General features: G+C 66.1%; 5 protein-coding genes and 2 pseudogenes. 3 read left to right on the forward strand and 4 right to left on the reverse strand.

The genetic code is table 11. From position 1 onward, the window contains the following. Positions 1-287 precede the first annotated feature (287 nt). The 3 genes and pseudogenes from JQX13_RS56025 to JQX13_RS45010 all read left to right on the forward strand — a co-directional run. Positions 288-962: pseudogene (locus JQX13_RS56025) on the forward strand (aldo/keto reductase); the annotation flags it as partial. A 458-nt stretch (positions 963-1420) separates the two neighbouring features. After that, entirely contained in the window at positions 1421-2479 is a 1059-nt protein-coding gene (locus JQX13_RS45005; RefSeq protein WP_203405564.1) for a hypothetical protein, read from the forward strand. A gap of 32 nt (positions 2480-2511) precedes the next feature. Continuing rightward, on the forward strand, positions 2512-7905 hold the full coding sequence (locus JQX13_RS45010; protein ID WP_239014239.1) for a trifunctional serine/threonine-protein kinase/ATP-binding protein/sensor histidine kinase: 5394 nt from the start codon (positions 2512-2514) through the stop codon (positions 7903-7905). Between the two features lie 318 nt (positions 7906-8223). Here JQX13_RS45010 and JQX13_RS45015 read toward each other — a convergent pair whose 3' ends face one another. The 4 genes and pseudogenes from JQX13_RS45015 to rph form a co-directional block, all read right to left on the reverse strand. Continuing rightward, positions 8224-10968 carry a carboxypeptidase regulatory-like domain-containing protein gene (locus JQX13_RS45015; protein ID WP_203405566.1) on the reverse strand — a complete coding sequence of 915 codons (2745 nt, stop codon included), beginning with the start codon at positions 10966-10968 and terminating at the stop codon, positions 8224-8226. 266 nt (positions 10969-11234) lie between these two features. Continuing rightward, positions 11235-12218, reverse strand: a complete 984-nt coding sequence (locus tag JQX13_RS54870) for a xanthine dehydrogenase family protein molybdopterin-binding subunit (protein WP_343211159.1) — start codon at positions 12216-12218, stop codon at positions 11235-11237. Beyond that, a pseudogene (locus JQX13_RS56630) lies at positions 12208-12483 on the reverse strand (twin-arginine translocation signal domain-containing protein); the annotation flags it as partial. The gene JQX13_RS54870 and the pseudogene JQX13_RS56630, both read right to left, overlap by 11 nt. Continuing rightward, positions 12428-15046, reverse strand: coding sequence for a rifamycin-inactivating phosphotransferase (gene rph / locus JQX13_RS45030; protein WP_203405569.1), 2619 nt, complete (start codon positions 15044-15046; stop codon positions 12428-12430). The pseudogene JQX13_RS56630 and the gene rph, both read right to left, overlap by 56 nt. Positions 15047-15542: the final 496 nt, after the last annotated feature.

Below are 15542 nucleotides of genomic sequence, written 5' to 3' on the forward strand. Positions count from 1 at the left end.
CCCGTTCGTCTCGACGGAGGACGCATCGAAGGAGCCAGCCCGCGGACTCGCCCGCCTGCTGAAGAAGGAGCAGCTCGGCCGGGGGCAGCTCGAGCCGCACTGGCCCCCCAGCGCAAGAGCCACCCCAGCGCGCGTGGTGCCCAGCCCCTGGGGCCCAGGCAGCGAGTCTACTGCCGTGCCCTGGAGTCTTCCCCGTTCGCCTGGGTAGCTTGAGGGGCGCTCCGCACGAACGCGGGCCCCCAACAAGCAGGTCTACTCCATGGAATTCAGACAACTCGGCGCTTCGGGGGACGTTCGGAGGCAGCAACGAGTTCTTCAAGGGCTTTGGCAGCAGCGACGTGAAGGAGGCCACCCGGCTCGTCGACATCTCACTCGACTCCGGACTGAACATGTTCGACTCGGCCGACGTGTACTCGGGCGGAATGGCCGAGGAGATCCTCGGCCAGTCGATCAAGGGCCGCCGTGAGCGGGTGCTCATCTCCACCAAGGCCACCCTCCGCGCGGGCTCCGTCCCAACGACGCGGGCTCGTCGCGCTACCACCTGATCCGCGCGGTCGAGGGGAGCCTGCGCCGCCTGGGCACCGACTACATCGAAGATCCGCCGCGGCCAGCCCCTGCCCGAGGGCACCCGGCTCCAGAACTCCCAGACGGCCGCGGGCGGCCCCGAGATCCCCGAGGAGTACCTCTACCGGGTCGTGGATGCGCTCGACGAGGTGGCGGCGGAGACCGGCAAGACGGTGCCGCAGGTTGCCATCAACTGGGTGCTGCAGCGGCCGACGGTCGCCAACGTCATCATCGGCGCACGCAACGAGGAGCAACTGCGCCAGAACCTGGGCGCGCTCGGCTGGAACCTCACCCCGAAGCAGGTGGCGAAGCTCGACGCGGCGAGCGCCACGCCCCCCGCCTACCCCTACTGGCACCATCAGCGGTTCGGCGAGAACAATACCTTCCTGAAGTCTTGAGCTCGCGTACTCCCTCGTAGAGGAGCTTCAATCAGTCGTTGGATTCGCGGCAAGACCGGAGGCAAGCCGAACAACATCCGCGCCGGACTACCTTGACGGCCCCACCGAGGGCTACTACGGCGACACGCTCAAGTTGCTGGTCATGCCATGCGTCTCGCGTAACTGGATGATGCCGTAATCGAGCCGAGCGAAGCTGGTGGCCAACGAGCGGAGCGCCACGGGGAATCCGTGCTGTCACGCCCCGTGTGCGGCTACCCTCGCTCTCCGCGTTACAACGGCTCGGGAGACGAGACGCGAGCGGAGAGCCTCACCCGCTCGGGCGGTGAGGACACCGGGAGGCGCCCTGCCCTCCTCCGAGTGCATACTGACCAGGCAGGCGGTGCTCGACCCCGCTCCCCCGAGACCCTTCCCCGCCCCTACAGACCCCCTCGAGTGCGACAATCTGGTAGTAAGGCGCGATGCGTCAACTGCTGAACAAAGCCTGGCTCTGGGTCTGGTCGTATCTGCTGGTGTGGGCACTCGTGATCGTCGCCTCCATCATCAAACGCGTCCGCATGTCCCATAACAATGGGCTCGTCGGCATGGGACGGCTCACCCTCGTCGACAACCCAGCCTTCCCCGCGCACGACTTCTTCCAGCCCGGGCGCGAATTCCGCTGCCGCCTGCGCCACGCCTCCGTCACCTACCCGGACGACGCCGCGCTCCAGGTCCGCGCCGCCACCTTGAAGTTCGAGAATTCGCAGTGGGAGAGCCCGCTCGACCTCGAGATGAACACGGGGACGACCTCGCTGTTCTGGAGCGCGAGGACCTTCCTCGAGTTCTTCTGGCTCCAGCACGGCAAGGGCTGGGTCTCCTTCGTGCCCTACTACAAGAAGTACCCCGACGGTCTCCGGGCCGCGCGCGAAGGCGTGCGTGACCTGCCGTCCTCCTTCGCGCTGATGAGGTACCACTCCCAGACCCCGACGCTGTTCCTCGCCAGGGATGGGGTCACCCGCTACGTGAAGTACCGGCTGATTCCCGAGGATCCCTCTCAACCCGAGACGGGAATCCCCAGCCCGGAACGAGCCGCGACCGTCTGGGACGCTCGGCCCCCTGCGGGCGAGACGCCGAATCGCACCTACCTCAAGGACGAGTACGCCCAGCGGGTCGCCGCTGGCCCCGTCGTCTACCGGCTCCAGCTCCAGCTGCACACGGCCTCGGCTGGCGATTCGCCTGAGATCTTCAACAGCAACAAGGCCTGGGACGAAGCCACGCATCCCTGGATGGAACTCGCGCGGGTAGAGATCACCCAGGTGGGCACGTGGCAGGAGGCGGTGCTCACGCGCTCGTCCATCCACCACGCACCGCCCTCCCTCGCGTCCATCCCAGCGAACAGCATGGACGACTACAACTCCGTCAACACCCTGCGGGGCAGGAGCACCTGGGTGAAGCGCGTGCGAATCTTCATGGACACGACCTTCGGGACTCCGCCGCGCCCCTCCAGTCAGCGGGTTCAAGGAGACAATCCCTGGTACTGAGTGCGGTGAAAGGAGCGCGCTGGATGCATGCCATGAGCGGGTACTCGGCCGTCGAGCGGATCTTCGAGAGCAGCCGCTCCATCATCGAACGCGCGCGGCGGAACGCCGACGGCACTCCCGTGATCATCAAGCGGCTGAACGCGGAGTTCCCGAGTGCGGATGACCTCGCCCGCCTGCGCCGTGAGTACCGGGTCGGTCGCGAAGTGGCGATGGACGGGGTCATCGAGTTCTTGGCGCTGGAGCGCTACCACAATGGCCTGGCCATCGTCATGGAGGACTCCGGCGGAGAGTCGCTGGCACACAGCCACCGCGGAAGGGCCATGGAGCTACGGCCCTTCCTCCAGCTCGCCATCCAGCTCGCGGAGACGCTGGGCCGCATCCACCGGCGCCGGGTGATTCACAAGGACATCAATCCCAGCAACATCATCTGGAACAGCCGCACCGGTAGCGTCAGGCTGATCGACTTCGGGATTGCCAGTGAGCTCTCGCGGGAGAGCACCACGATCCTCGGGACCAAGGATCTGGAGGGCACGCTGCCGTACATCTCCCCCGAGCAGACGGGGCGGATGAACCGCGCCACCGACTACCGCACCGACTTCTATTCGCTCGGCGTGACGTTCTATGAACTGCTGACCGGTCGGCGTCCGTTCACCTCGAGTGATCCGATGGAGCTCGTGCACTGCCACATCGCCCGGCCTCCGCGTCCGCCGCACGAGCTGGAGCCCTCGCTCCTCCCCGAAGTCATCTCCGAGATCATCCAGAAGCTGATGGCCAAGCGCGCGGAGGACCGCTACCAGAGCGCCTTCGCCCTCCAGGCGGATTTGAAGCGCTGCCTCGCCAGCCTGGAGTCAGAGGGTCGGATCGTTCCCTTCCCCATCGCGGAACGAAACTTCAGCGACTCCTTCCAGCTTCCGCAGAAGCTCTACGGCCGCGAGCGCGAGCTCCAGGCCCTGCTCGACGCCTTCGACCGGGTCGCCACCGGCGCCTCCGAGCTGATGCTGGTGTCCGGCTACTCCGGCATTGGCAAGAGCGCGCTCGTCCACGAGGTGCACAAGCCCATCGTGGCGAAGCGGGGGTACTTCGTCTCCGGCAAGTTCGACCAGTACAACCGGAAGATTCCCTATGCCTCGCTCATCCAGGCCTTCCGCGCCCTCATCCGGCAGCTGCTCACGGAGTCGCCGGAACAGCTCGCGGGCTGGAAGCAGAAGCTGCTCGATGCGCTCGGCCCCAACATCCAGGTGCTCATCGAGGTGATTCACGAGCTGGAGCTGATCGTGGGCAGGCAGCCCCCGGTGCCCGAACTCCCCCCCAAGGAGGCACAGAACCGGTTCAACCTCGCTTTCGAGAAGCTGTTCGGCGTCTTCTGTGGCGAGGCGCATCCGGTGGTGATGTTCCTGGATGACCTCCAATGGGCGGATCTCCCCTCGCTGCGACTGCTGGAAGTCCTCACCACCACCTCGGAGGTCCATCACCTGCTCGTGATCGGCGCCTACCGGGACAATGAGGTGGAGGGTGCCCATCCGCTGACACAGGCGGTGGAGGAGTTGCACCGGCGCGGCGCTCGCGTGGGCAGCATCTCCCTGAGCTCGCTGGCCCCCGAGCAGTGCCTCGAGTTCCTCGCCGACACGCTCCACCGGAGCCCCGCGGACGTCCAGCCCGTCGCCGAGCTCTGCTTGCGGCACACCGGCGGCAATCCCTTCTTCATGAGCCAGTACCTGCTGGCGTTGCATGAGCAGGGCGTCTTCGAGTTCGACACCCACCACGGGTACTGGCGCTGGGAGCTGGCGCGGCTCGCCCAGGCCCCGATCACGGACGACGTCGTCGAGCTGATGGCGGGCAAGATTCAGCGCCTGCTGCCGGAGACCCAGCGCGAGCTCCAGCTGGCGGCGTGCATCGGGAACAAGTTCGATCTCCAGACGCTCTCGGTCGTCAGCACGGTGTCCGTCGCGGAGGCCGTCGCCGCGCTGTGGCCCGCCCTGCGCGAAGGGTTGCTCGTGCCCGAGGGCAACTCCTACAAGTTCGCCGAGGACCTCGCGGCGACGCTCGCGTTGCTCTCACCAGAGGCCATGGCACCCGCGTCCCACCAGGGCGAGGACGTGGTGCTGCGCTTCCTGCACGACCGCGTCCAGCAGGCCGCCTACTCCCTCATCCCCGAGACCGAGCGCCCGGCGCTGCACCTGCGGATCGGCCGGCTGCTGAGGGACAGCGTGCGGCCCGAGGAGCGGGACGAGCGCGTCTTCGAGATCGTCAACCACCTGAACGCGGGGCTCGGACTGATTACCGACCCGGCGGAGCACGAGGTGGTCGCCGAGCTCAACCTCACCGCCGCCCGGAAGGCGAATGCCTCGGCGGCGCGCGTGGCCGCGCTGTCGTACTGTCGAACCGGGCTGGAGCTGCTCGGCGAGCACCGCTGGACACGGCGGTACGAGCTGGCGCTCGCGCTGCACCTCCAGGCCGCCGAGGCGGCCTACCTCGGCAGCGACTTCGCCGAAACGGAGCGCCACGTCCTGGCCGTGGATCGCCATGCACGGGAGCTGCTGGAGAAGGTGAAGGCCCACGAGCTCCAGATCGAGGCCCTCATCGCGCAGACGCGCCTCTGGGAGGCGGTCCATACCGCGTTGAACCTGGTGAAGGAGCTCACCGGCATCGAGTTCCCCGAGAATCCCGGGCCCGCGGATGTGGGCGCCTACCTCGCCGAGGCCCAGGCCGCCCTGGGTGGCCGCCCCATCGCCAGCCTCATCGATCTCCCGCCCATGAAGGACGCACGGACCCTGGCCGCGGTGAGGATCCTCGTCAAGGTCACCTCCGCGTCCTACCTCGGTGCGCCCGCCCTGTTCCCACTCATCAGCCTGCGGTTGACGGTGCTCGGTCTGACGAAGGGACACGACGGCTCCGTGGCGTTCGCCTACAGCCTCTACGGGCTGCTCCTCAACGCCCTGCTCGGGGACGTCGACTCCGGTCACGAGTTCGGTCAGCTCGCGCTGCGGATGCTCGAGCGCTATGACGCCCGGGAGTTCGAGACCCGGACCCGCGCCACCGTGGGTGCCTTCCTCACGCACTGGAAGACACCGCTCCAGGAAGCCATGGTCGCGTTCAAGGAGAACTACCAGTCAGGCTTGGAGGCAGGTGACGTCGAGTACGCCCTGTACTCCGCGCAGTATGTCGGGCTGTACGCCTTCACCCTCGGCACCCACCTGACCGAGCTGGAGCAGCTCCTCACGCGCTACGTGGAGACGATGGAGCGGTTCAAGCAGGTGACCGTCCTCCGGTACGTGCAGACCAACCTCGCGGCGGTCCGGAGCATGAAGAGCGACTCCGCCGAGCCATGGAGGATGGTCCACGAGGGGTATGACTTCGAGCGCATGATGGAGTTCCACCGCGAAGCGAAGGACGCCTCGGGCATCGGGTGGGGACATACGCACAAGCTCATGGTCTGCTCGTACTTCGGGCGCACCGCCGAGGCGCTGAAGGCGCTGGAGGTCGCCGAGCAGCACCAGAACAGCATGCTCGGCACGCACTACGTCGACATGGTCAACTTCCATGGCGCCCTCACGCGGCTGGCGGCCTGCGAGCGCGCCTCTCCGCGGGAGCGCGCGCAGCTGCTGGAGAAGGTCGAGGCCAGCCAGCAGAAGCGAGCGAGCTGGGTCACCCACGCGCCCATGAACCGCGCGCACACGTACGCGATCGTCGAGGCCGAGCAGGCGCGCGTGCTCGGTGATCGGGAAAAGGCCCGAGCGGCCTACTACCGCGCGATCTCGCTCTGCCAGCAGCACAACTACCCGAACCACCAGGCGCTGGCCTCGGAGCTCTTCGCCCGGTTCCTGCTCAAGGGCGGAGAGGAGGAGTTCGGCAACCTCTTCATCGCCAAGGCGCGGCACCTCTACAGCCTGTGGGGCGCGAGCGCCAAGGTGCGCCAGCTCGAAGCCCAATACCCCACCCTCTCACAATCGCACGAGCCCCTGCGCAAGCCGCAGGGCCTCGTGACCACCACCCGGCCCTCGTCAGGCTCCCTGGACTTTCTCTCCGTGCTCAAGGCCTCGCAGGCCATCTCTGGCGAGATGGTGCTGCCGGAGCTCCTGAAGAAGATCATGAGCCTGGTGATCGAGAACGCGGGAGCCCGCCGCGGACTGATGCTCCTCCCAGGAGAGCGTCCGCTCCTCGTGGAGCTGGACGACACCCACCGGGAGGATCACCGGGTGGTGATCCAACACGCCCCCCTGCGAGAGCGCTCGGACATCTCCATGGCCATGGTGCGCTACGTGGAGCGGACGCGCGAGGCCGTGGTGCTCGGCGATGCCTCCTCCGACCGCGGGGCCTTCCAGACCGACCCGTACCTGTCGCTGCGCAAGTCCAGGTCCATCCTGTGCCTGCCCATCCTCCACCACAGCAAGCTGGTGGGCATCCTCTATCTGGAGAATGACCTGCTGGCGAACGCGTTCACCCCCGAGCGCTGCCGGGTGCTGGAACTGCTCTCGGCCCAGGCCGCCATCTCGCTCGAGAACGCCCGCCTCTACGAGACGCTCGACAACCGCGTCATCGAGAGGACACAGGAGCTGTCGAAGGCGCTGGAGGACCTGCGCAACACCCAGCGCAAGCTGGTGGTGCAGGAGAAGCTCGCGTCCCTGGGCATGCTGACCTCGGGCATCGCGCATGAGATCAAGAACCCGCTGAACTTCATCAACAACTTCGCCGAGCTCTCCATCGAGGGCATGGAGGAGCTGAACGCCAGACTGAAGCAGGAGGCCAGCAGGCTCGGCGCGGACGCTCGCGACGAGGTCGAGGACCTTCTCGCGATGCTGAGGCAGAACACGAAGAAGATCCACCAGTACGGGCGACGGGCCGACGCCATCGTCAACTCCATGCTCCAGCATGCGCGTGGCACGGCCGGTCCGCTGGAGCAGACGGATCTCAACAAGCTGGTCTCGGAATCACTCCAGCTCGCCCATGACAGCTTCCGGCTGCAGAACACCGGATTCCAGGTGGTGATCGACGAGCGCTACGCGCCCACGCTCCCCCCCGTGCCGCTGTCCTCCCAGCGGATGGGGCGCGTGATCACCAACCTCGTCAACAATGCCCTCTACGCGCTCCAGAAGAGGTCCCAGCAGCTCGCGGGCGCGTTCACGCCGACCCTGCGGCTCTCCACCCGGGAGCGCGAGGACCGGATCGAGCTCCGCATCTGGGACAATGGCGGCGGGATTCCCGAGGCCGTTCGGGACAAGGTGTTCGCCCCCTTCTTCACGACCAAGCCACCGGGCGAGGGCACCGGACTGGGGCTCTCGCTCAGCTACGACATCGTCTCCAATGTCCACGGCGGAACGCTCGAGTTCGAGAATCACGAGACCGGTACGGAGTTCGTGGTGACGCTGCCCAAGCACCAGACGCCTCGACGGGAAGAGTCCGCGCGAGCGTGGAGCTCCACTTCGTGAGCCACGTCCTGGAGCCCGCGGTTGTTCAGCTCGGTCCGGACGAAGTTGCTGGAGGGATTGGGTGTGGCGACATAGTCGGCCCGCGCCTGTGTCCCTCCGAGCGTCAGGGACGCGATGAGAGAGGCCCCGATACAGGTGGCCGCGACGAAGGACTTCCTTGCTCGAATCGACATGACCTCTCCCTGGCCTGGTCAGCGATTGCCTTCTGTCTCAATTGCGTTCCGGGTGCCAGAACCTCGCGTGATGCGCTTCGGCTGGCTCGGGCTGAGCGCGATGCTGCTCACGGAACGTGGAGCGACCAGGCTCCGTCATATCCTATCATGGCGAGGCAGCTACCGCCCCGGAGACCACGAAGTCGAAGACGGGCCTGGTGGAGCCCCCGATGGTGACGGGATTGGTGAAGTTCGCCGGCTCGACCACCGCCCCCGGGATGGAGGCTGTCAGCGTCCACTGCCCCGCCGGAATGGGACCCAGGCTGTACCTCCAGAGGCCCTGCTCCGAGCTGTAGTAGGAGGTGCTGGTCCTCAGCCCATCGGTGATGGTGGCGGGCCCGGTGGCCCCGGAGATGGTGCCAGAGACGTACCAGCCGCTGGAGGTGAAGTTCTTCCCCGTGACGGTGGCGCCCTGGACCTCGATGGGCAGGGTGAAGCCGGACGGGGTGAACTGCCAGCCCTGCAGTGTGGCCGTGAGCGAGTGGAAGCCGTCCGGCACGCCCTCCAGGGTGTAATCCCCATTGCTGTTCGTCACCGCGGAACGGGTGCCATTGCTCACGCGCACACCGGCCAGTCCGCTTCCCGCGTGCGTCACCCGGCCCTGGAGCGTGTAGCCGGGGATGGCCCTCGCGGTGAAGTCCAGGCCCTCCTGAGCGCCGGACACCGCCACCGGCACGGTGAATCCGCGCGTGAGGGCGTAGCCGTAGCGGCTGGCGCTCAGCGTGTGGTTTCCCGCGGGCACGTGGGTGAGCGCATACCTGCCGTCCGAGTCGGTGTACGTGACGCGAGTGCCGGTGCCATCCGAGATACGTACGCCCGCGAGTGGAAGTGTCCCGTGCGTCACCCGCCCGGAGAGGACGAAGGAGCTCGGCGTGCCCACCTTCACCAGAACGGAGGCGCTGGCGGTCTGGCCCTTCATGTCCGTCACCGTGCACCGGACACGGTAGTCCCGCGCGGTGCCGAAGGTGCGGGAGACGGTGGGGCTGTTGGTTCCAAAGGTGTCATCCCCGAAGTCCCAGGAATAGGCGAGTGCGTCTCCATCCGGATCCTCCGCGGTGGCGGTGAAGGTGACGGCGCCATTGAGATCCACCGCGGTGGTGTTCGCGCTCACGGAGACCTGAGGCGAGCGGTTGCCCGGGAAGCTCCCCAGGTTCACCACGACATCCAGGGACTGGGGCTGCGTGCCTCCGAGGCGTACCGGCGTGACGTGGATGCCGGCGTTCTCGTCGGAGAAGGTCCTGCCAATGACGAGCGCGGAGTCGTTCCGGCCGCTGGGGCTGCCGGGTGTCATGTCGAGCAGATGGCTCACCTGGGAGCTCGGATAGCCCCAGTTGATGGAGACCCCATTCATGAACCAGCGGTTCGCGGTGACGGACTGGCGGAAGTCCACCCAGTAGCTCTTCGAGTCATTGGAGCGCGGAATCCGCAGGGCATACGTGCTGGAACCAGAGGGCTCGAGTGCGTAGAGGCGGTAGGTGCCACTGGTCGTCACAGTCTGCACCTGCGTGGTCTGGAGCCACCCGAGCAACGTCTTGAACCAGGGATTGAAGTCATACTTCGGCGTGCCGTTGGAACCCATGGTGTCGAACGGGTGGCCGTAGTCCACGTTCGTGCCGTCACCGATGCTCAGTCCATTCGTCGTCGACCAGGCGTTGGCGTGACGCAGGCCAAGGTTGTGCCCCAACTCGTGCGCGATCACCCGGAAGGAAAACTCTCCGTTGACCCACTGTCCCTTGCGCCCCACCGAGGCGAGCCCGGCCCAGTCGCTGTAGATCTTCTTGAACCCGACGATGTCCAACTCGTAACCGGCCGTGTCCCAGCCCGCGGCCAGCGCGGCCTCCCGCGCGTGCCGCTGCAGGGTCACGTAGTCGTTCTTGTAGTAGGCGGCCGTCTCGGGCATCCGGAACACGGGCGTCACGGTGACTCCGACCGTGGTGCGCCCGTAGGAGCTGGCCTTGAGGTAGTTGCTCACGGACGTGTCGATGAGCGACTGCACGGAACTGGCGGAGACGGGCTCGCCGGCCAGATCGCTGAAGTCCACCCGGATGAGGAGCACGCGCTTGTGGCCCTCCGTCCAGACGGAGAGCGGCGAGACACCGAGCGCCGAACGGTCCTGCTCCCGGCCCTTGTCCTTCAAGGACTCACTGAGCACGGACAGACGTTGCTGCTCGCACAGCACCATCACCCCATCTCCGACATGCACGCGCAGGCCGCCACCGGCGCTCAGGTTCCTCCCAGCGCACGAGGTGTCCTGTCGCACCGGCAGTCCTCGCACGCTCTCTTCTGGAGCCAGCACCCGCACCGGGCTGTCGCTCACCGCCATGCGGTCGTCGAGCAACACACCGTGCAGCGGGATGTTCTCCTGGCTCGGCTGCTCCAACCGCCAGCCATAGACGAAGGCCCGGTACGTCCGGCCCGCGAGCGTCACGAACCGCTCGACGTGCTCTTCCTGCTCCGAAACGCCCTCGGGAGGCAGGGCGCTGATGACGCTCAGTTGGCCCATGCCGCTGAAGGGCTGTTCCAGGTGCCGCAGCACCTGCTCCGGCATCTCCCTTCTCACATGGAAGACCACCTCGTGCCGCAGCGCCTCACGGGGAGCCCCGGAGATGAGCGCCGAGAGGGCCACCCGGCGTGTCATTGCAAGGGATTCGCCTTCGGGCACGAGGGCCGGTCGGGCCGCGGCTTCCGTTCTCAGGTAGCGCTCCGCCCAGGCATCGAACGCCGTGAAGGCGTCGGCGCCCACCACCGCGGCATGGGGCGCGGCGGCCGGAGGGGTTGTCTGGTTACAGCCAAGGAGAAACAGGGTGGCGAGCCAGAGACTCGTCCACCTTCGGCGCAATGGCAGGGTCATGAGGACCTCGAGGCGGGTTGGGTCCCGCGACCCCAGCAATCGCCATACCGGGAGCGTGCACTCCCGAACACCCTCCAACCTCCTGGAATCCCAGGATTGCCATGTCTCTCAAAAATTGAAAAACTCGCAAAGCGTGCGAGGTCCGCAAACTTTTCACCTCTTCCTGCGCACTTGTTGCAGGGCATGAGGCGAGCGGGCGCGAACACGAGCGGTGTTCACTGCCGACGTCACCGGCGGCCCAGACCTTCTCGATCCGGATCGCACCGTCATTGGCGACATGAACCCGCACGACTTCGGCGAAGTAGCCGCGATGCGAGAAATAGCAGGCGATGCCTCTGCCGGTGCGTGGCGGGAGCGTGCCCTTGCCCCAACCGGATTTTTCCGCGACCAGCTTCAGCACGTCGCGCATGCGTCCGGTGTGGAAGGCAGCCGGTTGGAGGGCCGTTCGGATTGGGTGGCACCGTCAACTCACGCGGCTCGCCCAGCAGCTCGAGCTGGAACTGCAACGGATCCTTGCCGGCGGCGTGCGCCAGCTCGTCCAGGAACGACTGGTGGACAAAGGCCAACGCGTTGCTGCCCGGCGCGCGCAGCGGCCCGGTTGGCACGCCCAGCGGCATCACCGAAACGCCCAGCTCGATGTTCGGTACGAGCTGCGCCGGGAGCTCGTTGGGCGACATGCCGGCGCTGCGCGCGAAATTCTCACCCTCCCCAAAGCTGACGAAGTGGTCGCGGAAGCCGGTGATGCGGCCGTGGGCATCCACACCCGCCTGGAAGAAGTGAAAGCCGGCGGGGCGGTAGAAGTCGTGCTGGATGTCGTCTTCGCGGCTCCAGACCAGCTTGATCGGCACACCGGCTTGTTTCGAGATCGCCGCCGCTTCGACCATGTAGTCGTTCTGCAGGCGCCGTCCGAAGCCTCCGCCAGCCCGGACCAGGTGGATGGTGACGTCGCTTTCCTTCACGCCCAGCGCCTGAGCCACCAGCGTGCGCCCCGGTTCGGGATTCTGCGTCGGCGCCCAGATCTCGACCTTGCCGTTCTTGTACGACGCGGTGCAGTTCCGCGGCTCCAGCGTTGCGTGTGCCAGGAACGGAGGCCGGCGGCGCCGACGCGGCGCATCTCGTCGTAATGCAGCGTCGTCGCCATGCTGCCTCCAGCGACCTGCCGGCCGTATTGGGTCGCGTCGGCGAGCGCCTGCTCGATCCAGCCGGCAGCGGCAGGGAAACGCTGAGCAGCAGACCGCCGCCCATCGCAGCGGAAGCCTTCAGGAAGGAGCGGCGCGAGGTGAGGGTCGAACCGTCCATGTTCAGCTCTCCCGCGCGTCCACCTTGTGGGTTTTGCCGTTGACCTGGCTGAAGGACCCAGGCGAGGACGTCCAAATCGCCCGCGCCGTGGCCACCGTCTGCAACTCCAGCTCGCACGCCGAGTCCACGTGCCGCCCGCCTACCTGCCGGGCTGGCCCGGCTAGGGCAGGAGCTCGACGTACCCTTCTGTTCCATGCACGCGGATGCGTTGCCCATCCTGGATCAGCCTGGTCGCATGCTCCACGCCGACGACGGCCGGCAAGCCGTATTCCCGGGCGATCACCGCGCCATGGGTCATCAGTCCCCCCACCTCGGTCACCAGGCCCTTGATGGTCACGAACAAGGGCGTCCAGCTCGGGTCCGTGAAGGAGGTGACCAAGATATCCCCCACTGCCAGATCTGCGTCGGCCATGTCCAAGAGGACGCGGGCTCGTCCCTCCACCACGCCCGAGGAGACCGGTAGACCGACGATGGCTCCGGCGGGGAGATCGGCTCGTTTGTACGCACCTGCGACGATTTCACCATCGGACGTGATGACCCGCGGTGGCGTCAGCTTCCGGTATCGTTCGTGCTCGTCCTTTCGCCGGCTGACGATCTGGCCATCCAGCTGGTTCGTGCGCACGACTTCGCGAAGCTCCTGGAAGGTGAGATAGTAGATATCTTCCTTTTCATGGATCACGTGGGCCTGCACGAGCTGATCGGCTTCCTTCAGCAAGGCCTGTTTATAGAGGAAGTAGCGATTGACGATGCCGTATTTTGGGTATTCACGGTAGCCGATGAAGTTCCGGAGCCGGCTGATCATCCGTTGCGCTTCTCCGGCTTTTTGTTCCCCATCCGGCAATTGCTTCAATCGCGCCAGTAGCTCCTGTTCCTTCTTCAAGGCCTCCTGCCGCCCCTGCTCGAACTTCCGGCTGCCGGCCCCGGGCTCGAAGGTCTTGATGTTGCCGAGGATCAAGGGGACGAGGGTCGTGGGGCTTTCGCGCCAACGCGTCCTCGTCACATCGATTTCCCCGACGCATCGCATGCCGAATTTGTCGAGATAAGCGGAGATGGCGTCGTGGGCTGCCTGTCCACCCTCCAACCCGGCCAGGCCCTCCAAGAAGCCCTCATCCTTGGCATTTTGCAAGTATTCAACCACCTCCGGATGAGGCCGGATCGCGTCCGCGACGTCCAGGAGCGCCAGCCCCATTTCCGAGGTGATGTTGTTCGGCACGGACTGAGAGAGCGTGTCCGCGGCGTTCTTCTCGCCCAACCACGCCATCATCTTCTCGTTGATCCAAGACGAAGCGTTCATGGCGGCCATGAGCACGCTGAAGCTCCGCGGTTCAAACAAGCTCTTCTTCAAGTGCTGAATGTCTTCCAGGATGAAATCCAGTAATTCCGTTCCGGATTTCGTTTGGATGTTCCGCTTCAGCGCTTCGATCGACGTCTGGCTGCGCGCGATCAAATCGGCGACGATCGCCGGATCGTCGTCGATAGGCGGGTGGGAACCCGCGGGCGACATACCTGGCTTGCCTTGAGCAGGACCCGGTGCAGGTGGATCCGCGGGCGACGGTTCGATGAAATCGCCCCGCTCGATGAGGGTCATGAGGGCGTCCTCGATGAGCGGATCGGATCGGCCCAGGGCATCCAACACGACGCCCCGGCCAACCGGTGAAGCCAGCTCCTTCGTGAGATCGACGAACAACCTCCCACCCGCCGCATACATGGGGCGAGCGGCGGTCAACTGGAACAAGGACAGTCCCAAGGGGTTCATGGGGTCGGTCATCATTTGTTGATGGCCGACGGATACGAAGACGTGGTTGCCTCGCTCACCCACATCCGGGATGGGGTACAGGGTCGTGATGGGCCGGCTCTGGACGATGTAGAACGCGTCGTCGACCAGGCACCACTCGATATCCTGGGGATGACCGAAGTGCCCTTCGATCCGCCTGCCCAGGCGCTCGAGCCGCACGATCTGCTCATCCGTCAGCACGGGGCTGTTCTGCCGCTCGGGCTCGATCGCCCGCTCCTGCGTACCGCCATCCGCCAAGGCCCAAGTCGCCAGCTTCTTGGTGGCGACCGTCTTCTCGATGACCTGGCCGTTCCGCACCTTGTAGCCATCGGCGTTCACCAGGCCGGAGACCAAGGCCTCACCGAGGCCGAAGCCAGCCTCGATGGATGACACCTTCCGGTTCGATGTCATGGGATCGGCCGTGAACAAGGTTCCGGCCGCCTGCGGGACGACCATCTTCTGCACCACCACCGCCATGTGGACCTTGCGGTGGTCGAAGCCGTGTCGAAGGCGGTAGGTGACCGCCCGCTCGGTGAAGAGCGACGCCCAGCACCGGCTGACGTGCGCCAGGATCGCCGGCTTCCCGATGACGTTCAGGTACGTGTCCTGCTGGCCCGCGAAGGAAGCCGTCGGCAAATCCTCCGCCGTCGCGCTGGACCGGACGGCATAGGCAGCTTGCTCGCCAAGCCTGGAAAGGAAGCCGGTGATCGCTTCCTGAACGTCTTCAGGGATGGCCATCCCTTCGATGATCGTGCGGATCTCCGCGCTGAGCTCCCGGATTCCATCCCGGTCTTCCTCCTTCAGACGCGACAACCGATCGAGCCATTCGCCCATCGTCGGCGCTTCTCCCAGGAGCCGCTGGAAGGCTTCGGTCGAAACGCAAAAGCCATCCGGCACGCGGATCCCTTCCAGCCTGGAAAGCTCCCCCAGGCTCGCGCCTTTCCCCCCGACAACCATGAGTCGGGTTCGATCGACCTCCTGGAAACCAAGCACGTAAGCACGCATCCCTTCACCTCCCTCGTCGAAGGGCGCCACTATATGCCTGAGGGGGCTCGCGCGCCGAAGCCAGCCTCGCACCAGCCGTGAGCAGGCCCAGGTGCTCCAGAACCCGTCCGTCTTCAAGCCCCTCTCCCGCTGTCGAATCCCGGACGGATACGTAGAGGCAGTGCAGCCCGCTTGGGGCACACACCTGCCCTGGTCCTGTCTATTGAGCAGCGAGGCAGGGGCCTGGGCGTTTTGACAATCACTGCTCCGGGCTCCACACCACACGCTCTGAGTTGACTCCCGTGCTGGGGCCAGCCTCCCACGCTGCGTGGGCAGTCCCAGGGACTGCACCGCCTCACCTCCGGTGTTGGCCGCGGCCTACAGACCCGGCGCCCTCTGTTGTCTCGAGCCTACAACCCCCACACCGCAGCCTCGTCGTTTCGCGGGTTTGGCGTTGGTCCGCCCCTTGCTCATGGGGCGCACCGTCGTGTTCAACTCTCAACCCGCTTCGTGAATC

The organism is Archangium violaceum (assembly GCF_016859125.1).
GTDB lineage: Bacteria > Myxococcota > Myxococcia > Myxococcales > Myxococcaceae > Archangium > Archangium violaceum_A.

Bases quoted from the DNA above. Each gene is read 5' to 3' on its own strand.
- JQX13_RS45010 (WP_239014239.1), top strand. From the start codon at position 2,512: ATGAGCGGGTACTCGGCCGTCGAGCGGATCTTCGAGAGCAGCCGCTCC.
- JQX13_RS45015 (WP_203405566.1), bottom strand. From the start codon at position 10,968: ATGACCCTGCCATTGCGCCGAAGGTGGACGAGTCTCTGGCTCGCCACC.
- rph (WP_203405569.1), bottom strand. From the start codon at position 15,046: ATGCGTGCTTACGTGCTTGGTTTCCAGGAGGTCGATCGAACCCGACTC.
- JQX13_RS45005 (WP_203405564.1), top strand. From the start codon at position 1,421: ATGCGTCAACTGCTGAACAAAGCCTGGCTCTGGGTCTGGTCGTATCTG.